Annotated in this window: 15 protein-coding genes and 1 pseudogene; 8 read left to right on the top strand and 8 right to left on the bottom strand. The window is 64.0% G+C overall.

All coding sequences use genetic code 11. The features are described 5' to 3' along the window. Positions 1 to 117 precede the first annotated feature (117 nt). Together ACVWW6_RS38565 and ACVWW6_RS38560 are read right to left on the bottom strand one after the other, a co-directional pair. Positions 118 to 2,304, bottom strand: coding sequence for a xanthine dehydrogenase family protein molybdopterin-binding subunit (locus ACVWW6_RS38565; RefSeq protein ID WP_028174738.1), 2,187 nt, complete (start codon positions 2,302 to 2,304; stop codon positions 118 to 120). A gap of 11 nt (positions 2,305 to 2,315) precedes the next feature. Continuing rightward, a complete protein-coding gene (locus tag ACVWW6_RS38560; RefSeq protein ID WP_028174739.1) occupies positions 2,316 to 2,765 on the bottom strand; it encodes a (2Fe-2S)-binding protein in 450 nt (149 codons plus the stop codon). Positions 2,766 to 2,998: 233 nt separating this feature from the next. Here ACVWW6_RS38560 and ACVWW6_RS38555 point away from each other — a divergent pair, with 233 nt between their 5' ends. Together ACVWW6_RS38555 and ACVWW6_RS38550 are read left to right on the top strand one after the other, a co-directional pair. Next, the gene (locus ACVWW6_RS38555) at positions 2,999 to 3,226 is read left to right on the top strand and encodes a hypothetical protein (RefSeq protein WP_304565999.1); all 228 of its coding nucleotides are present in this window, start codon (positions 2,999 to 3,001) and stop codon (positions 3,224 to 3,226) included. A gap of 178 nt (positions 3,227 to 3,404) precedes the next feature. After that, the gene (locus ACVWW6_RS38550; RefSeq protein WP_456682598.1) at positions 3,405 to 5,024 is read left to right on the top strand and encodes a B12-binding domain-containing radical SAM protein; all 1,620 of its coding nucleotides are present in this window, start codon (positions 3,405 to 3,407) and stop codon (positions 5,022 to 5,024) included. 5 nt (positions 5,025 to 5,029) lie between these two features. Here ACVWW6_RS38550 and ACVWW6_RS38545 read toward each other — a convergent pair whose 3' ends face one another. After that, positions 5,030 to 6,418 (bottom strand): MFS transporter, encoded by a 1,389-nt coding sequence (locus ACVWW6_RS38545; protein ID WP_456682597.1) that lies wholly within the window; start codon positions 6,416 to 6,418, stop codon positions 5,030 to 5,032. Positions 6,419 to 6,588: 170 nt separating this feature from the next. Here ACVWW6_RS38545 and ACVWW6_RS38540 point away from each other — a divergent pair, with 170 nt between their 5' ends. Together ACVWW6_RS38540 and cax are read left to right on the top strand one after the other, a co-directional pair. Next, positions 6,589 to 7,650: an isocitrate/isopropylmalate dehydrogenase family protein gene (locus ACVWW6_RS38540; RefSeq protein WP_456682596.1), complete on the top strand. Its 1,062-nt coding sequence runs from the start codon at positions 6,589 to 6,591 to the stop codon at positions 7,648 to 7,650. A gap of 342 nt (positions 7,651 to 7,992) precedes the next feature. Further along, a complete protein-coding gene (gene cax, locus ACVWW6_RS38535) occupies positions 7,993 to 9,093 on the top strand; it encodes a calcium/proton exchanger (protein WP_456682595.1) in 1,101 nt (366 codons plus the stop codon). 94 nt (positions 9,094 to 9,187) lie between these two features. Here cax and ACVWW6_RS38530 read toward each other — a convergent pair whose 3' ends face one another. The 4 genes from ACVWW6_RS38530 to ACVWW6_RS38515 form a co-directional block, all read right to left on the bottom strand. After that, positions 9,188 to 9,616: a hypothetical protein gene (locus ACVWW6_RS38530; RefSeq protein WP_028174745.1), complete on the bottom strand. Its 429-nt coding sequence runs from the start codon at positions 9,614 to 9,616 to the stop codon at positions 9,188 to 9,190. Positions 9,617 to 9,763: 147 nt separating this feature from the next. Beyond that, the gene (locus tag ACVWW6_RS38525; protein ID WP_404523401.1) at positions 9,764 to 10,858 is read right to left on the bottom strand and encodes an amidohydrolase family protein; all 1,095 of its coding nucleotides are present in this window, start codon (positions 10,856 to 10,858) and stop codon (positions 9,764 to 9,766) included. Between the two features lie 362 nt (positions 10,859 to 11,220). Then, the gene (locus ACVWW6_RS38520; RefSeq protein ID WP_404523400.1) at positions 11,221 to 11,631 is read right to left on the bottom strand and encodes a hypothetical protein; all 411 of its coding nucleotides are present in this window, start codon (positions 11,629 to 11,631) and stop codon (positions 11,221 to 11,223) included. A 210-nt stretch (positions 11,632 to 11,841) separates the two neighbouring features. Continuing rightward, complete coding sequence (locus ACVWW6_RS38515; RefSeq protein ID WP_456682594.1) at positions 11,842 to 12,777, bottom strand: class I SAM-dependent methyltransferase; 936 nt, start codon at positions 12,775 to 12,777, stop codon at positions 11,842 to 11,844. A gap of 196 nt (positions 12,778 to 12,973) precedes the next feature. On the opposite strand from ACVWW6_RS38515, the gene ACVWW6_RS38510 reads away from it, so the two are divergent. Then, positions 12,974 to 14,086 carry a helix-turn-helix transcriptional regulator gene (locus ACVWW6_RS38510; RefSeq protein WP_162185824.1) on the top strand — a complete coding sequence of 371 codons (1,113 nt, stop codon included), beginning with the start codon at positions 12,974 to 12,976 and terminating at the stop codon, positions 14,084 to 14,086. A gap of 167 nt (positions 14,087 to 14,253) precedes the next feature. Here the strand turns inward: ACVWW6_RS38510 and ACVWW6_RS38505 are convergent, their stop codons facing one another. Next, on the bottom strand, positions 14,254 to 14,997 hold the full coding sequence (locus tag ACVWW6_RS38505; RefSeq protein WP_011085532.1) for an SDR family NAD(P)-dependent oxidoreductase: 744 nt from the start codon (positions 14,995 to 14,997) through the stop codon (positions 14,254 to 14,256). 138 nt (positions 14,998 to 15,135) lie between these two features. On the opposite strand from ACVWW6_RS38505, the gene ACVWW6_RS38500 reads away from it, so the two are divergent. From ACVWW6_RS38500 to ACVWW6_RS38490, 3 genes and pseudogenes are all read left to right on the top strand, one after another. Then, the gene (locus ACVWW6_RS38500) at positions 15,136 to 15,906 is read left to right on the top strand and encodes a methyltransferase domain-containing protein (RefSeq protein WP_060910991.1); all 771 of its coding nucleotides are present in this window, start codon (positions 15,136 to 15,138) and stop codon (positions 15,904 to 15,906) included. A gap of 309 nt (positions 15,907 to 16,215) precedes the next feature. After that, complete coding sequence (locus ACVWW6_RS38495) at positions 16,216 to 17,217, top strand: DctP family TRAP transporter solute-binding subunit (RefSeq protein ID WP_028174751.1); 1,002 nt, start codon at positions 16,216 to 16,218, stop codon at positions 17,215 to 17,217. 176 nt (positions 17,218 to 17,393) lie between these two features. Next, positions 17,394 to 17,819: pseudogene (locus tag ACVWW6_RS38490) on the top strand (TRAP transporter small permease); the annotation flags it as partial. Positions 17,820 to 17,997 lie beyond the last annotated feature (178 nt).

The raw sequence follows: 17,997 nt of genomic DNA, 5'->3' as shown, positions 1-17,997 counted from the left end.
TCCGGAAAATGCCGCGGCGGCCGTCGTGGCCGCCGCGAGTTGTTGCTTGAGCGTGATCTTCTCGGAAAACCGCTTCGCTCTTTGCGCTAACGCGGCCCTTCGGGTCCGGATCATGCTCTAGGCGAAAGTGATGTTCTGGTCGCGCAGCGGAACGGAACGGATGCGCTTGCCGGTCGCGGCGAAGTACGCGTTGAGCACGGCCGGTGCGGCAACACCGATGGTCGGCTCACCGACACCGCCCCAGAATCCGCCGCTCGGCACCATCACCGATTCCACCTTCGGCATCTCGTTGATGCGCATCGAGTTGTAGGTGTCGAAGTTGGTTTGCTCGATCTTGCCGTCCTTGACGGTGCAGCCGCCGTAGAACAGCGCGGACAGGCCATAGACGAAGGAGCCGGCGATCTGCCGTTCCACCTGCGCCGGATTGACGACGTAGCCGGGGTCGGTGGAGGCGACGATGCGGTGCACCTTGATCTTGTTGCCGTCGGTCACCGAAATCTCGGCGGCGCCGGCGACGTAGCTGCCATAGCCCATGACCTGCGCGATGCCGCGATAGACGCCTTGCGGCGCCGGCGTGGTCCAGCCGATCTTCTCGGCCACGGCATTGAGCACCGCCAGATGCTTGGGGTGATTGCCCATCAGCTTGCGGCGGAACTCGAGCGGGTCCTGGCCTGCGGCATGGGCTAGCTCGTCCATGAAGCATTCCATGTAGATCGCGTTGTGATTGACGTTGACGCCGCGCCAGAAGCCGGGCGGAACGTGCGGATTGCGCATCGCATGCTCGATCAGCAGGTTCGGCACCGAATAGCCGAATGCGGCCTCGCCGGATTGGGCGACACCCTGGAACGCGGCCGGATCCATTCCGTTCTGGAGCGCTTCGGGGCGAAGCGAGAACAGGATCGACTGTCCCGACAGGCGGTAGTGCAGTGCGACCAGGTTGTTGTCGGCGTCGAACGCGCCGGTCATCTTGCACTGGGTGATCGGGTGATACCTGCCGTGCGCCATGTCCTCTTCGCGCGACCACAACAGCTTGACCGGCGTGCCCGGCATCTGCTTGGCGATCATGACCGCCTGGCGGACGTAGTCGGTCTGGCCGCGCCGGCCGAAGCCGCCGCCAGGCATTACCTTGTGCACGTCGCACTTCTCTGCCGGCAGGCCGGAGGCCTCCAGCACCGCCGCGAAGGCTGCCTCGCCGTTCTGCGTGCCGCACCAGACCTCGCATTTGTCCGCCGTGTAGAGCGCCGTGGCGTTCATCGGCTCCATCGTGGCGTGGTTCTGGTAAGGGTAGTTGTAGACGGCCTCGACCTTCTTGACGGCGCCGGCAATCGCCGCCTTGGCGTCGCCGTTCTTGTTGCCGACATAGGCCGGCTGCCCGTTGTCGAGGCCTTCCGCCAGCCACTTCGCAATCGACTCGCTGGAGACCTTGGCGTTGTCGCCTTCGTCCCAGACGATCGGCAGCGCTTCCAGCGCGGTCTTGGCGTGCCACCAGGTGTCGGCAACGACCGCGACCGCGGTATCGCCGACCTTGACGACCTTCTTGACGCCTTTCATGCCGGCGATCTTGGCCTCGTCATAGCTCTTCAGCTTGCCGCCGAACACCGGGCAGTCCTTGATCGCGGCGTTCAGCATGCCCGGCAGCTTGACGTCGATGCCGTAGACCATCGTGCCGGTGGTCTTGTCGGCGGTGTCGAGGCGCAGCACGCCCTTGCCGATCAGCTTCCAGTCCTTCGGATCCTTCAGCTTGACGTCGGCCGGCGGCGTCAGCTTGGCCGCAGCCTCGGCGACCTTGCCGTAGGTTGTGGTCCTGCCCGACGGCGTATGGGTGATGACGCTCTTCGCGGCGGTGCATTCCGACGCCGGCACTTTCCACGAATCGGCGGCGGCCTGGATCAGCATCACGCGCGCGGTGGCGCCGCCCTTGCGGACATAGTCCTGCGAAGAGCGGATGCCGCGGCTGCCACCGGTCGAGAAATCGCCCCAGACGCGCTTGCGGGCGACGCTCTGGCCGGGTGTCGGATATTCGGTCGAGACCTTCGACCAGTCGCATTCGAGTTCCTCGGCGACGAGTTGGGCGAGGCCGGTGAGCGAGCCCTGGCCCATCTCGGAGCGGGCGATGCGGATCACGACGGTGTCGTCGGGCCTGACCACGACCCAGGCGCCGATTTCGGGCGAGCCGTCGGCTGCGCGCACCACGGCGGGACCGCCGAAGGGGATATCGAGGCCAATTGCGAGGCCTGCGCCGACCGCGGCGGTGCCGATGACGAAGGCACGGCGGTTCATCTTGGGAGAGACGTGCTTGTTCATGGGGCGGTTCCTTACGCGCTGGCGATCGTGTGGATCGCTTCGCGCACCTGCTGGAAGGTGCCGCAGCGGCAGATATTGGTGATGGCCTCATCGATGTCGGCGTCGGTCGGCTTCGGCTTCTCGTTCAGCAGCGCTGCCACCGCCATGATCATGCCACTCTGGCAATAGCCGCATTGCGGAACGTCCTTGGCGATCCAGGCTTCCTGCACCTTGTGCAGCGTGCTGCCGGACGCCAGCCCCTCGATCGTGGTGATCTTCTTGCCTTCGGCCTCGGCGACCGAAACGCCGCAGGCGCGGGTCGCGATGCCGTCGATGTGAACCGTGCAGGCGCCGCATTGTGCAATGCCGCAGCCATATTTGGTGCCGGTCAGCCCGGCATTCTCGCGGATCGCCCAAAGCAGCGGCGTATCCGGCTCGACGTCGAGTGTGAGGGATTTTCCGTTGATTGTAAGGTTTGCCATCGCAGTCCCCTGATTGGTCCAATCCACCGATTGGACTCAGGGGCGCAATGTGTCCGGCAAATTGGAACTGTTCAAATCAACAGTCCGCGGGGTGGCCGTCAAAGAGATCGGGGGGCGCCGGGAAGATTGTTGGGTGTTCGGTGTTGCAGTCAATTGCCCGCTCGCGACCGCGGAGGCGATCGTTCATGAAATGGCCCGTCACAAGCTGAGGGCGTTTGGTGTCGCAAACGAGAATGCGATCCGGATCATCAGCAAAAGACGAGCTCTATCCCAGTCCGGTCCGCAGCGACATCCGCGCCCTGCTGGCGCGCAATGCCTCGCGGATGGAGAAGGGCTTCGAGACGTTGCGGCAGCATGCCCGCACTGACGCGCCCGGCCGCGAGTTTCTCGGCGCGTTCTTCGCCTGGTGCAGCGATGTCCTGGCGAGCAGCCGGAAGCTGCTTGCGAGCGAACGCTGCTGATTGCTCGCTTCGCCGCGGGCCGGGTTCCAGGCGCCAATCCGCGGCTTGGGGCGACGCCCGGCCGTGAACGCCGGTTCCAGGCCCGATCACCGCTGCATTGCGGCGACAGTTTGTCCCCTTTTGCCGGGATGCAAGACGAGGTCGCTCTGGTACACTGAGTCGAAGCCAGAGGAGTTCCATGGACGTGCCGAGCCCCTGCAACGTGTTGATGCTCTACCCGCTGTTCACCGCGGAGTCGTTCTGGAGTTTTGGCGAATCCTGCAAGCTGATGGGCGTGAAGCGACCCGCAGCTCCCCTCGGCCTGATCACCGTTGCCGCGATGCTGCCTGCCGACTGGACGGTGCGCCTCATCGACTGCAACACGTCGCCCCTGGGTGACGAGGATCTCGCCTGGGCCGACGTCGTCTTCACCGGCGGAATGCTGCCGCAGCAGGCCGACACGCTGCGCCTGATCGAGCTATGCCGCGCTGCGGGCAAGCCGGTGGTCGTCGGCGGCCCCGATCCGACCTCGAGCCCCCACATCTATGAGAGGGCCGACTTCCGGGTGCTCGGCGAGGCCGAGAGTGTCATCGACGAATTCATCGCGGCCTGGGACGCCGGTGCGCGCTCCGGCGACTTCACTGCGCCGAAATTCCAGGCCGACGTCACCAGGACGCCGGTGCCGCGGTTCGACCTGCTCAAATTCGAAGATTATCTCTATATCGGTGTGCAGTATTCGCGCGGCTGCCCGTTCACCTGCGAGTTCTGCGACATCATCGAGCTCTACGGTCGCGTGCCGCGAACCAAGACGGCCGAGCAGATGTTCGTCGAGCTCGAGACGCTCTACCGGATGGGCTACCGCGGCCATCTCGACTTCGTCGACGACAATTTCATCGGCAACAAGAAGTCGCTGCGGCTGTTCCTCCCGCAGCTCGCCGAATGGCAGCGCGCCCACGGCTATCCGTTCGAATTCTCCACCGAAGCCTCGATCAACCTCGCCGACGATCCGGAACTGCTGGAGCAAATGGGGGCGGCCAATTTCTTCGGCATCTTCGTCGGCATCGAAAGTCCGGATCCGGCGACGCTGGTCGCGATGCGGAAGAAGCAGAACACGCGGCGCAACATCGCCGAGAGCATCCACAAGATCTACGCCGCCGGCATTCTCGTCACCGCGGGCTTCATCGTCGGCTTCGACAATGAGAAGCTCTCGATGGCGGAGGCCATGATCGAATTCATCGAGGAGGCGGCGATCCCCGTCAGCATGGTCGGCCTGCTCTATGCGTTGCCCAACACGCAGCTGACGCGCCGCCTGGAGCGCGAAGGCAGGCTGCACCCGGGCCACGATCTGGCGCCGACCATCGGCGCCGATCAGTGCACGGATGGGATCAACTTCGATCCGGTGCGCCCGCTGCGCGACATCCTGATGGATTACAAGCGGGTGCTGGAGCGCATCTACAGCCCGGCTGCCTATGCAGGACGCATCGACCGCTTGATGACGCTGCTCGACCGTTCGCGGCAGCGCCACGAGCTTGCGGAGGGCGATATCCGCGCCAAGCTCGGGGCGATGGAGACGGTGCACCGCGTGGTCACCGCCATTCCCGAGGCGCGCGGGCCGCTCTGGCAGACCTTCATGAACTGCGCCAAGCGCGACACGTCATCGGCGCGGATCGCGGTGCAGATGATCGCGGCCTATGCCCATCTCGGTCCGTTCTCGCGCAAGGTCATCGACGCCATCGACGCGCGCCTTGCCGCGCTGGACGACGAGACCGTCATCCCGGCGGCGACCGTCGACGCGACCGCAGCGCGGCACCTGGCCTGAAGGCCCTACTTCACCGCCAGCCGCAAGAAGCTCATCACGCTGCCGAGCGCGGCAAAGCCTGCACCGAGTGCGAGTGCGACGGTCGCGCCGTCGTGACCGGCGAGGGCAAAGCAGAGCGCCGCGAGCGCAGCCCCCGTCGTCTGTCCGGTCAGGCGCGCGGTGGCGACGATGCCGGAGGCGCTGCCGCTGCGGTGCGGCGGCGCGCTCGACATCACCGCCTTCATGTTCGGCGCCTGGAAGAAGCCGAACCCCATGCCGCAGATCACCATCCGCCAGATGATGTCGGCGATGGCGGGATTGGCCGGCAGCATGGCGAGTAGCGCCATACCGAGGCCAAGCAGCACGAGGCCGATGCCGCCGAGCAGCCCGACCGCATGCCGGTCGGACAGGCGCCCCGCGATCGGCGCCATGATGCCGACCACCAGCGGCCACGGTGTCATGAAGAAGCCGGTCTCGACCTGCGAGCGCCCCAGCACGTCCTCGAAATAGAACGGCAGCGAGACGAAGGCGAGGCCCTGCACCGCGAAGGAGCACACCGCCGTTGCCGCCGACAGCGCGAACATCGGCCGGCTGAACAAATCGATCGGCAGCATCGGCGCGGGATGATCGGCGTGGCGGCGCATCAGGATGAAGCCGAGGGCGATGGCGGTGACCAGCTCGATGCCCACGACAACCGGCGACAGATTGTGCGCGGCGCTGCCGATGCCCGTGATGAACAGGCCAAGGCAGGCCGACGCCAGGATCGCGCCGAGAAAATCAAAACCGTGATCGGCCCTCGGCGTCTTCGGCAGCATCGCAAAGCCGATGCCAATCGCAACGAGGCCGAAGGGAATGTTGACGGCAAACAGCCACGGCCAGGGGCCGAGCGCGAGGATCGCGGAGGCGATCGACGGCCCGAAGGTGAAGGCGGTCGCGACCACCAGCGCGTTGTGGCCGAAGCCGCGGCCCAGCATCCTTCCGGGATAGACGAAGCGCACCAGTGCCGTGTTGACGCTCATGATGCCGCTGGCCCCCAGGCCTTGCAGCGTGCGCGCGACCAGCAGGCTGTCCAGCGACCACGCGACCGCGCAGAATAGCGAGGCGATGGTGAACAGGATCAGGCCACCGAGATAGATGCGCTGGTGCCCGACGATCTCGCCGAGCGCGCCGAGCGGCAAGAGCGTTGCCACGAGCGCGATCTGGTAGACGTTGACGACCCAGACCGACTGCTCCGGACTGACATGCAGGTCGGCGGCAATGGCGGGCAGCGCGATGTTGGCGATCGCGGTGTCGAGCGAGGCCATCGCCAGAGCGGTGAAGATGGCGGCGATCGCCCAGCGCCGCTGCGCGGCCGGCAAGCCGTCGGCGATGGGATGGTCGGGCTCGCGCGCGGCGGCAGGTAACGTGATCGTCATTGCGTTAGCGCGTTGCTCCGGCGGCGTGGCTATGCGGACTTTTGGCATGTACTACGCCGAAGGCCGCTTCCACAGGCATATGCTTGCATGCTGTGTATGCGCGAAGGTGAGGCGATGCCGCCGGGCTCTGGCGTATGATCGCGCCGGCGCTGCAATTTTGGGGAAACGTCATGCAACTCATCGTTCTGCCCGGTGACGGCATCGGACCGGAGATCACGACCGCGACATCGGGTGTGCTGCGCGCGGCCTCGGAGCGCTTCCAGCTCAATCTGCGGCTGGAGGAGCACGCGGTCGGGCACGCGAGCCTGAAGCAGTTCGGCACGACGGTGCGGCCCGAGCTGCTCGACATCGTCCGCGGCGCCGACGGCCTGATCCTGGGGCCGACCGCGACCTTCGACTTCAAGGATGAGGCGCATGGCGAGATCAATCCGTCCAGGCACTTCCGCAAGAACCTCGACCTCTACGCCAATGTCAGGCCGGCGCGCACCTATGCCGGGCGGCCAGGCCGCCTCGGCGATTTCGACCTCGTCGTGGTGCGCGAGAACACCGAAGGCTTCTACGCCGATCGCAACATGGAGCAGGGCAATGGCGAGATGCTGGTCACGCCTGACGTCGCGATCTCGCTGCGCCGGATCACGCGGGCGTGCTGCGAGCGCATCGCGCACGCCGCCTGCCGTCTCGCCATGAAGCGGCGCAGACACCTCACCATCGTGCACAAGGCCAATGTGCTCAAGATCGGCGACGGGATGTTCCTGGACATCTGTCGCGCGGCGGCGAAGGGCTATGCCGGCCTCGAAGTCGACGACATCCTGGTCGACGCCATGATGGCGCATGTCGTGCGCAACCCCGATCGCTTCGACGTCATCGTCGCCACCAACATGTTCGGCGACATCCTGTCCGATCTCACGGCCGAGCTGTCCGGCAGTCTCGGCCTCGGCGGCTCGCTCAATGTCGGCGACCGCTATGCCATGGCGCAGGCGGCACACGGCTCGGCGCCTGACATCGCCGGGCAGGACGTCGCCAATCCGGTCTCGCTGATCCTGTCGACGGCCTTGCTGCTGGCCTGGCATGGCGAGAGGAGCGGCGCCGTGCGCTACGAGGAGGCCGCGCGTGCGATCGAGACGGCGGTGGCAAAGGCGATCGGCGAGGGCAGGGCAACGCGCGATGTCGGCGGCAAGCTCGGCACCATCGCGGCGGGGGCTGCGATTGCGGAGATCTTGCAGGGGGCGTGAGGTGCTTCGGCGCGTGCTTTCCGGCTCTTTTTGGGCGAAACAAAAAAGTCGAAAAACAACCCCATGCACAGTAGAACACCCCTTGATCGATAAGGGATTTTCGCGATGCGTCGCGGCGACATCGGCAGCTGCGATCGCGTTGACCCGTCGGGCAAAACACTGGCAGGATGCGATGCTGGCGGCGACCGGGGACTGGGCCATGGCGCGTTCTCGTCACGCGCAATGTGGGCCTCAGACCGCACGGCGGCGCGTCTCCTCCGGCCCACGTTGAGGCAGATCAATACTCGCCTCGCAGGCCCGCCAGACCCTTCCATCAGCGCATCCATGGAAAGGGCGGCCGACATGCAAACCCTGCTCAGGGAAATCCGGAATACGCCCTTGCTCTGGATGCTGGTCTTCGTGCCCATCGTGCTGCTGGCCGAGGCGGCTGCCCCGCATTCCCACACGCTCCTCTTCGTGCTGGCGGTGCTTGCGATCGTGCCGCTGGCGGCGCTGCTCAGCCACGCCACCGAAGCGGTCGCCGCGAAGACCGGCGATGCCGTGGGCGGACTGCTCAATGCAACACTCGGCAATCTGACGGAGCTGATCATCGCCATCACGGCGCTGCGTGCCGGCCAGTACATGCTGGTAAAGGCCTCGATTGCGGGGGCGATCGTGACCAACGCGGTGTTCATGTTAGGGGCCTGCCTGCTGCTCGGCGGCCTGCGCTACCACGTGCAGGAGTACAACCGTGCCGGCGCGCGGCTCTCGTCGGGCCTATTGCTGATGGCAACCGTCGCCCTGCTTGCGCCTTCCGCGGTCGCCGATCTCGGGCACCTGCCGCAGGGCGGAGGCATCTTGAACAAGCTCAGCGTCGGCATTTCAGTCCTGCTGATCATCGCTTACGCGCTCGGCCTGTTGTTCTCGCTCGGGACGCACAAGGAATTGTTCGCAAGCGCCGATCATGGCGACGACAAGGAGGCGCACTGGCCGATCGGCATCGCCGTCGGCACGCTGCTGGTCGTCACGGTGCTGGTCGCGCTGGTCAGCGAAATCTTCGTGGAATCGGTGCAGAAGGCGGCGGAAACCTTCGGGATGAGCCCGGCCTTTGTCGGCTTCATCATCGTTTCGCTGGTCGGCGCTGCCGCCGAATTTGCGGTGGCGTTCGGCGCGGCGCGCAAGGACCGGCTCGACATGGTCGTCAGCATCGCGCTCGGCAGCGCCTCGCAGATCGCGCTGTTCGTCGCCCCCGCGCTGGTGCTGCTCAGCTACGTCGTGGGGCCGACGCCGATGAACCTGCAGTTCTGGCCGGGCGCCGTCACCATGGTGATGATCGCCACAGTCACGTCAGCGTTCATCACGGCCAGCGGACGCTCGGCATGGTTCGTCGGCGCGCTGATGATCTTCATCTATGCAGTGTTCGCGCTGACCCTGTATGTTGTCCCGCCGGCGGGCGAGGGATGAGGTGCTGTTGCCCGTCGGCACGAGGGTGAACTAGCTCGTCCGGGAAATGGCGGCCCGCGGCAAGCCATCCTCTGGAACGGCGAATGCGTTTTCGCTAATAGGCCCAGTAGCTGCCGGAGGGCAGGCAATTGTCGTCGCCATAGCCGTAGCCATAGCCGCCGCCATAACCGTAATAGGACGCGGGCGGGTAGCTGTAGCCGTAGGCGGGATAACCGCCATAGCTGCCATAATAGGCGCTCCGCGCAATCGCGCCGCCGACGACGGCGCCGGCAACGCCATAGCCGAGTCCGCGATAACCGTAGCCGCGATAGCCCCAGCCGCCGCGGTAGCCCCACCCGACGCCGCGATAGCCATAGCCGCCACGCCAGCCGCCGACCCATCGCACTTCAGTGGTGTTCTGATCGACCATCGATTTCATCGTCGCCAGATGCGTCGGGATCGGCCCGGCCTGGACACCCATGGCGGGCAGCAGGGCGCCGGCTCCGGCGAGAATGAGGGTGCGCAAAGACTTCGAGGAGGTCATGATCGATCATCTCCTTGGCTACGGGCGGCGCTTTCTGCGCCACCATCGACAATTGATTCCGGCGTGGCGTTGCCGTGGCGGGCTTGATCTAGATCAAGCGTCGGGGGCGCGGCACCGCCGCGCCGTCAGGAGAAGCTGCCCGATGCTCTAGGCCTGCAACCGCGGAACGAGACGAATCGCGTTCTCATGGCCAATCGCATCGAGATCCTCAGTCGAAAGGCCAAGCTTCTGCAACTGCGCGAACTGGCCAAGGCCGAAATACGGATAGTCGGTGCCGTAGGTGATCTGGGAGGCGGGTACGAGCTTGAGCAGCGCGGCCATGGACGGTGCGAACGTTGCATTCGCGGTGTCGTAGTGAAGCCGGCGTAGCTCGCCTTCGATCCCCTCCGGCGCAAACTCCTTGAGGTCGGGCCGCGCCCCATAGAACGAATTGATGCGCCCGGCCATCATCGGTATCGTGCCGCCGGCGTGCGAGAACAGCCATTTGATGTCGCGGTGGCGGGCAAATGCACCGCTGAGCAGAAGGCTCGTCACCGTACGTGTGGTGTCGTGCGGGACTTCGATCACCGCGGGAAACGTGCCGACGCTGAGCGCGCTGCAGCAACTCGCGACCAGCGGATGCACATAAACGACCGCCTTGCGACGGTTCAGCTCTTCGAACACCGGCCTGTAGGCGGCATTGCCGAGCCATTTGTCGCCGTAGCTGCTTTGCAGCCCGATCCCGTCCGCCTTCAGCGTGTCGAGCGCATATTCGATCTCCTTGAGCGTGGCATCGACATCCAGCATCGACAAGGTTGCGAACAGGCCGAAACGACCCGGATGGTCGCGCATCATGTCCGCCGCGTACTCGTTGCAGGTGCGCGCGAGCCGGCCAGCTTCCGCCGGCCCGAGGTCGAACCACAGCCCTGGCGTGGAGGCGACCGACAGGATGCCTGTGCGTATGCCATTGCGGTCCATGTCCTCGACGAGCTTCTCGCGGGTCCAGGCAACCTGACCGGGAAAGTGCGGCTGCTTGCGGGCGTCTTCGTAGCCAAGCCAAAGCTTCTGGTATTCGGGCGGATAGAAATGAAGGTGGGTATCGATCAGCGCCGGCCTGGTCTGTCCGCGCACCGCAACGGCCGGGATGGCCGAGGCAAGGCCGAGCGCACCCACTCCCGCGAGAAAGCCGCGCCGCGACCAGGACGGGCCGCAACAGGCAGAGCAGGGCTGATGCCCTCCCGATTTCCGATCCCAAATGATCATGTTGCGCGTCTCCCGTGACGAATTGGCAAAGGCAAGGCCTGCGGTGTGTCCATAGGCAGGAGGTTTCGCCCATTCGCAGTCCGCGGTGCGGCTGCAGCACGGGCGTTGATTGTTGGGGATCGGAATGTGCCGATTTTTCGTCGCCGCGCGATATCCCTCGTCACGCCTTCGCATCACAGCAGCAACTTTGTGTGAACGCGGCCCGGCGTTGCGTCCCATGACTCCGGCTCCCCCGACAGCCGACGGGGATGTCTTCCTCAGAAAGGCGCTCGCAATAGTCCGGCGGAATATTGTCGCGCGTCTGTTCGCTCATGATGCGCCGGGCGGTCTTCGAGGAGTCGAAGCGATGGACGTTTTCCCGATTAGCGCCGGTCGCCGTCATCCTTGTCCGAGAGGCCGTTCGATGAACGTTCGTCGTATTCGGCCCTGAGCTTCGCAAGGATGGATTGCAATGTCTCCTGCTCAGTCGAGCTCTCGTCATTGCTCTGCCCCCGCAGGCGCCGCAGCCTGCTGCGGAGCATATCGTACGCTTCGAGAAGGGGCGGGCTCAGCGAAAAGAAGGCGCCGAGCGCAATCGCGATGATCACATGGCGAAGCGAAACGGGGGGATCCTCGCCGGGCGTAGCGGCATCATGGCGGACTGGCACTGGCGAAAGACCGGCTGACCTGCCGTCGGCGCGAGACGGCCGCGGTTTTCGCGGCGGGATCACGACGACGACAAAAAGGATGTTGAGCAACAGCCAAATGCCTAAAATGACGAGCAGCGTACGCATGAATAATCCAAGGACAGCGTTACCTGAGCTGACGGCAGTATGGTTTCAAATATCGATGCTTCCACGAATCCGTTCACGCGAGCGGCAACTCGCATGCAATGAAAAAGCTGTCGGATGCCGGATAATGAAGCCGTTACCTTAATCTCGAGCGTGGACAGCAGAGGTCGGGATACGGCATCGCGCGGCATGATCCTGGCGCCTGCCACCGCGCTATGGGACGCTGAGTTCGACAAGGTGAGTTAAGCCGGTCGGGTCCCGTCGGACGGAAAAATCGAGGCGATCGAAACCGGCCGCCGTCGCGATTTTCCGAAGTTCCGGCTCGGAGCGATGAACCAGCTTCCAGTCTGCGATGGCCTCCATCCACACGCGAAACGGATTCCCTGCGGCGATATTGGTGAAGACGATCGAGCCACCGACCCTCAGAAGGCGGCAGCGCAATTCCCCCAGAATGGAGATGATCGTTCGGTCGTCGAGGTAGTCGGACAGGCAGCCGCAGACGACGACATCGAATGGGCCTTCGTCCTGGACCTGTCGGATCGCCCGTCTCACGTCGCCGCACACGATGTGAACATCGCAATAACGGCTCAGTCGCTCTTCGGCGAGAGCCAGGGCTTGCCTGTCGAGATCCACGAGAACGACCGTGGATCCCGTAAATCGATGTGGTGCGATCTGGAAGTCGGCACCTCCGCCACACCCAATCGAGAGGATGCGCCCCGGCGTCGTGGCGCACATCTTGAGGTACTGCCACCAGATCCTGTTTCGATGCTGTTGCACGATGGCGGTATTGAGTGCGTGCCATTCGATCCAGTCGCCCGGATCGGCCGTGGTCGGCAGGCTCGCGCCGGCTGCGAGCAGTTCGACAGTTTCGAAATCACCGGGATAGCCGCGCGGCCACTCCTGAAGTCTGCGGACAAATGAGGAGCGGGCGTGGAGATGACGGGCGGGTGCGAGGAGCCTTTGAATATTCGGTGAGTTCCATGCCGGAGCCGGAAGCTTGGCCAAGGCGCAGCAAAGAGCGTGCATTTGAGAGGCTGTCCCGTGCATTGCCGCTGCCGGATCCCTCGGCATCAGCTCAAAGAAGCGGCAGAAGTCGCCCACCTCCCGGTCAAGCTCGTCCAAATCAATCCCGCTGTGCGTTTCGCCCATTCGTCCCAACCTCCAGGATCGGGATGAGAGTGGCGAAGGCCGGCCATTCGCGCATGACCCAGTTGGGTCATGCCTGCGGAATTGCTCGAGAACCCAACGCGCGCAGCACGTTATCCAGAGCCGGTGTCGATTGACAGCGGCGGGCAAGTATCCAAGGATTGTCCGAATATGGACGATTTCTTTCTGGGTGATGCGATTGCGGCGTTTTGATTTCCAGCGATTGGAGCAGTCGAAAGCCCGGTTGGGCGAAGTGGTGCTGGACCCCGGCCAGTGGATACCGCTCATGGAAGACATTTGCTCCGCGGCAGCGACGTCCGGTGCGGGGCTGCTCCAGAGTGATGTCCGGACTTCCGATGTCCCGGTGACGCCTTCGACGAAAGAGGCTTTCCAGGGCTACTTTGCCGCCAATCTTCACGTAGAGGATGTTCGTGCCGTCAGGGGAGTTCCGCTACTGCTTTCCGGCAGGAAGGTTCTGCGCGACCAGGATATCTTCTCCTCCGAGCGAGACATGCTCAAGACTCCCCTCTACAGACATCTCGGACAGCTTGGATTTCAATGGTGGTCGGCGATTTCCTTTTGGGCAGGGCCGGCAATGTGGGCCCTCGCGCTACAGCGCAAGCGTGGGGAAGGAGCCTTCGAAGATGACGACCTGAAGGCGTTTGCGCTGCTCTCGGACGCGCTGACCGAGGCCGCCACGCTCTCCCATGCAGTGGGAAGGCAGGTGTTGCTCGGGTCTTTGAGCGCTTTCGATTCGATCAACGAGCCGGCGCTGTCAATGACCGGCATGGGGCGTGTGCTGGAGATCAATGCGGCGGCGGCCGAAATCTTCGATGCCGACTTCCGCGTCCATAACAACAGATTGTACATGCGGGATGGCAAGGCAACTCGTGCTCTTGACGCGAGGTTGACCAACTCCGATCGGGAGCTCCGTCTTCGCGCCGGCAGCCGCATTGGCGACATCATTGTCGCGCGGCGAGAGACCAAGCGTCCGATCGTCATCAAGCTGTTGCCCGTACCGGGGGCGGCTCGATCGCCATTTCTGGGGGCGAGGTTCATCCTGACGCTCACGGACATGGAGGTCGTCCGCAAATCTGAGATTGAATTGCTCTCGGCAATCTTTGCGCTGACGGCGGCCGAGGCAAAGGTGGCGCGACTGATAGCTGCAGGATGGTCGCCGGAAATGATCGCCGACGACCTGGCGCTGTCCCGCGAAACGGTCCGCAACCAGATCAAGGCGGTCTTCAGCAAAACGGCCACGCATCGACAGAACGAGTTGGCGGCTTTGATCGGTCACATGCGCAATCTCTAGCCGAGATACTCCTTACCTTTTGAACGCGTTTGACAACGTGGTCATTGCCCGCAACGTGCCCGCTGTTGGCCTGCGGCCAACTCGTCAAGGCAAGCTGACGCCAGCCGCTCCCGAGAGCACAGCGAACATGTCATGCTCTCGTGCCCGATCGGTTTCAGAGCCCCATCCTAGAACTGATACCGCCGCAGCCCCCCATCCACCGGGATCACCGTCCCCGTGATGTACCGCGCCACCGGCGAGGCCAGGAACACCGCGAGTGCCGCGAGATCCTCCGGTTCGCCCCAATAGCCGACCGGGATCTCTTCTTCGGCAAAACGCTCGCGATAATCCGGCGGATAGTTGCGGCGGATCTGCTCGCTCATGATGCGGCCGGGCGGGATGCAGTTGATCGTGATGCCGTGCTCGCCGATCTCGCGCGACAGGCCCTTGGCCCAGGCGTGCACGGCGGCCTTCGCGGCAAAGGCCGCGTTCAGGCCTTCCGGCTCGGACTTGCCGGTGATGTTGACGATGCGGCCCCATTTGCGTTCGATCATCTGCGGCAACAGCGCATGCGCGATGCGGCGGTAGCTGGTGAAGTTCAGCGCGATCGCCTCATCCCATTTACTGTCGGGCGCATCGACGGGCAGGGGCCGGCTGCCGCCGGCATTGTTGACGAGGATGTCGACATGGCCGAGCTCGCTCACGGCGAAGGCTGCGATCTTCTCCGCGGCGTCCTTGGCCATCACGTCCTGCTCGAACGGCGTGATCAGTCCGCCGCCGACTTCGCTCACCAGCTCGGCAAGGAGATCGGTCCGCCGCGCCACGCCGACGACGCGCACGCCTTCGGCCGCCAGGCCCTTGGCGATGGCGCGGCCGATGCCGATGCTCGCGCCGGTGACGACAGCGGTTTTCGATTTGAGCCCGAGGTCCATGGTCGCACGCTCTCTCGTTTGCTTTTGCTTGTTGCCGTTTCCTGCCCATCCCTGCCAGGACGAATTGCCTGACCGGGACGAGCAGTGGTAACCAAGAGCCACGTTGAAGGAAACACGAAAAACAAAAGGCGTCGAACGATGGTCTGGGATCCGCAGCAATATCTGAAGTTCTCCGGCCACCGGCTCCGGCCCGCTGTCGACCTCCTGATGCGGATTCCGGATTTCGCGCCGCGCGAGATCGCCGATCTCGGCGCCGGCGCGGGCAACGTCACCAAGCTGATCCGGGAGCGCTGGCCGGATGCGACCGTGACCGGTGTCGAGGGCTCGGCGGAGATGGTTGCCGCCGGCCGCAAGGCGGCGCCGGACGTGCAATGGTCCCATGAAGACCTCGGCCAATGGCGTCCCGCCAAGCCATATGACCTGATCTATTCCAATGCCGCACTGCACTGGCTGCCCAATCATGCGGCACTGTTTCCCTCGCTGATGGAGAAGGTCGTGCCCGGCGGCATGCTGGCGGTGCAGATGCCGCGCAACTTTCTGGCGCCTTCACACGTGCTGATCGGCGAGACCGCGCTGAACGGACCGTGGCGCTCCAAGGTCGAGCATCTCGTCACCCCGCCGCCGGTCGAGGGGCCGGCCTTCTATCATGATCTTCTTGCGCCGATGTCCGTCAATATCGACATCTGGGAGACCGAATATCTTCAGGTGCTCGAAGGCGAGAACCCCGTGAAGGAATGGACCAAGGGGACCTGGCTGACGCGCTATCTCGACGTGCTCGCGGGCGACGAGAAGGCCGCCTTTGAGGCGGCCTATGGGATGCGGGTTGCGAAGGCGTATCCGAAGAATGCGGCGGGGCAGACGCTGTTCCCGTTCCGGCGCCTGTTCATGGTCGCCCAGCGCAAGGGCTGAGGGCATTGCCGCAATGCGACATAAGCGTTCGTCGTGTCTTGCGCCGTGACTCAGACCTTCATGGTGAGGAGCCCGCCAAAGCGGGCGTCTCGCACCATGCAGGCCGAGCACCTTCGGTAAGCCTCGGATCTCATATGCGGTAGCCCGGGAGAGGGGCTGGCCCCGGGTTGCGCGTTCAGTGGCAGTCAAGCTAGCTTGGCTGCGGGAAAATTGGGCTTAGGTCTAGTTGTTCGGCTGGCGGATTGCTGCCACTACTGGCCTGCAAAACAAAAAGAACCCGGTTTCCTAGGGGTATTGGGGAGGTCCTTCATGCGCAAACTGCTTCTTGCGGTCGCAGCGGCCACGTTTGCTTTGGCTCCGGCGATTGCCCAGGCCCAGAGTCCCATTGTCATCAAGTTCAGCCATGTCGTCGCCAACGACACCCCGAAGGGCAAGGGTGCGCTGAAGTTCAAGGAGCTCGCCGAGAAGTACACCGACGGCAAGGTCAAGATCGAAGTCTATCCGAACTCCTCGCTCTACAAGGACAAGGAGGAGATCGAGGCGCTCCAGCTCGGTTCGGTGCAGATGCTCGCGCCCTCGACCGCGAAATTCGCGCCGCTCGGGATCAAGGAATTCGAGGCACTCGACCTGCCCTGGCTGTTCAAGGACGACGAGACCTATGCCAATGCGATGAAGGGCACGGTCGGCAAGTGGCTGTTCCAGAAGCTGGAGGCCAAGGGCATCACCGGCCTCGCCTATTGGGACAACGGCTTCCACATGGTGTCGTCGAATCGGTCGCTGATGAAGCCGGAGGATTTCAAGGGCCTGAAATTCCGCATCTCCGGATCGAAGATCGCGGACCAGTACTTCCGCCTGATGGGTTCGATCCCGCAGATCATGGCGTTCTCCGAGGTCTACCAGGCGCTGCAGACCGGCGTGGTCGACGGCTGCGAGAATACCGCGTCCAACTACTGGACGCAGAAGTTCTACGAGGTGCAGAAGGACATCACCGTGTCCTATCATGCCCATCTGCAATATGCGGTCATCGTCAACTCCAAATTCTGGTCCGGCCTGCCGCCCGACATTCGCGCCCAGCTCGAGAAGGCGATGAACGAGGCGACCGACTACACCAATTCGATCGCGCGCCAGGAGAACGAGGACGCGCTCGCCGAGATCAAGAAGGCGGGCAAGACTACGCTGCATTATCTCACTGACGCCGATCGCAAGGCGTGGCAGGAAGCGATGCAGCCGACTTACAAATGGGCCAAGGGGCGGGTCGGGCAGGAAGTGCTCGATCTCGTCGCCAAGGAACTCGACGTCAAGATGAACTGACGCGATTTCCGGAGAAATAATACAAACGGTCGGGAGTGTGTGCACTCCCGGCCGTTTCGCATCGGTAGGGGGACCTTGATTTGCTTCGCGTGCTCAATCAGGCGCTTAATCATCTCGAAGAATGGTTGATCGCGACGCTCATTGCGGCCGCAACCGGCCTGATCTTCATCGCGGTCATGCACCGCTATGGCGCGGGCGAGTCGATCGTCCTGTCGCGCTGGGCGACCGCGCACGGGATGACCTGGCTCGCGACGCTGTCGATGACGGTGTTCACCTTCCTGTCCGAGCTCGACCTGTCGTGGGCGCAGGAACTCTGCATCTACATGTTCATCTGGATGGCGAAGTTCGGCGCGGCCTATGGCGTGCGCACCGGCATCCATGTCGGCGTCGACCTGCTCGTCAACCGCCTTCCCGAACATTCGCGCAAGCACGTGATCCTGTTCGCGCTGCTCTGCGGCGCGCTGTTCACCGGCATGATCGCCGCCTTCGGCGCCTCCTTCGTGAAGGAGATGTTCCACACCGGGCAGCAGTCCAACGATCTGGAAGCGCCGATGTGGTTCGTCTATCTGGCGATCCCGCTCGGCTCCGGCCTGATGTGCTTCCGCTTCCTCCAGGTCTCATGGTTCTACTACTGGACCGGCGAGCTGCCGCACCACGACGAGACTCATGTCGAAGGCGTGGAGGCCGACGTCTCGCCCGCGCTGCATCCGCAGCCCGCCGGCGCCGAGACCAAAGCCGCCGCGCGAAAAGTGTCGCCGCTCGGCGTCATCCTGATCCTGG

The organism is Bradyrhizobium sp. USDA 3311, from assembly GCF_054062495.1.
The sequence above is the reverse complement of the archived record's forward strand: the minus strand, read 5'-3'. Positions and strand labels throughout refer to the sequence as shown.

Bases quoted from the DNA above. Each gene is read 5' to 3' on its own strand.
- ACVWW6_RS38560 (WP_028174739.1), bottom strand. From the start codon at position 2,765: ATGGCAAACCTTACAATCAACGGAAAATCCCTCACACTCGACGTCGAG.
- ACVWW6_RS38530 (WP_028174745.1), bottom strand. From the start codon at position 9,616: ATGACCTCCTCGAAGTCTTTGCGCACCCTCATTCTCGCCGGAGCCGGC.
- ACVWW6_RS38520 (WP_404523400.1), bottom strand. From the start codon at position 11,631: ATGCGTACGCTGCTCGTCATTTTAGGCATTTGGCTGTTGCTCAACATC.
- ACVWW6_RS38515 (WP_456682594.1), bottom strand. From the start codon at position 12,777: ATGGGCGAAACGCACAGCGGGATTGATTTGGACGAGCTTGACCGGGAG.
- ACVWW6_RS38495 (WP_028174751.1), top strand. From the start codon at position 16,216: ATGCGCAAACTGCTTCTTGCGGTCGCAGCGGCCACGTTTGCTTTGGCT.
- ACVWW6_RS38540 (WP_456682596.1), top strand. From the start codon at position 6,589: ATGCAACTCATCGTTCTGCCCGGTGACGGCATCGGACCGGAGATCACG.
- ACVWW6_RS38555 (WP_304565999.1), top strand. From the start codon at position 2,999: ATGCGATCCGGATCATCAGCAAAAGACGAGCTCTATCCCAGTCCGGTC.
- ACVWW6_RS38500 (WP_060910991.1), top strand. From the start codon at position 15,136: ATGGTCTGGGATCCGCAGCAATATCTGAAGTTCTCCGGCCACCGGCTC.
- ACVWW6_RS38565 (WP_028174738.1), bottom strand. From the start codon at position 2,304: ATGAACAAGCACGTCTCTCCCAAGATGAACCGCCGTGCCTTCGTCATC.
- ACVWW6_RS38505 (WP_011085532.1), bottom strand. From the start codon at position 14,997: ATGGACCTCGGGCTCAAATCGAAAACCGCTGTCGTCACCGGCGCGAGC.
- ACVWW6_RS38550 (WP_456682598.1), top strand. From the start codon at position 3,405: ATGGACGTGCCGAGCCCCTGCAACGTGTTGATGCTCTACCCGCTGTTC.
- ACVWW6_RS38545 (WP_456682597.1), bottom strand. From the start codon at position 6,418: ATGACGATCACGTTACCTGCCGCCGCGCGCGAGCCCGACCATCCCATC.
- cax (WP_456682595.1), top strand. From the start codon at position 7,993: ATGCAAACCCTGCTCAGGGAAATCCGGAATACGCCCTTGCTCTGGATG.
- ACVWW6_RS38525 (WP_404523401.1), bottom strand. From the start codon at position 10,858: ATGATCATTTGGGATCGGAAATCGGGAGGGCATCAGCCCTGCTCTGCC.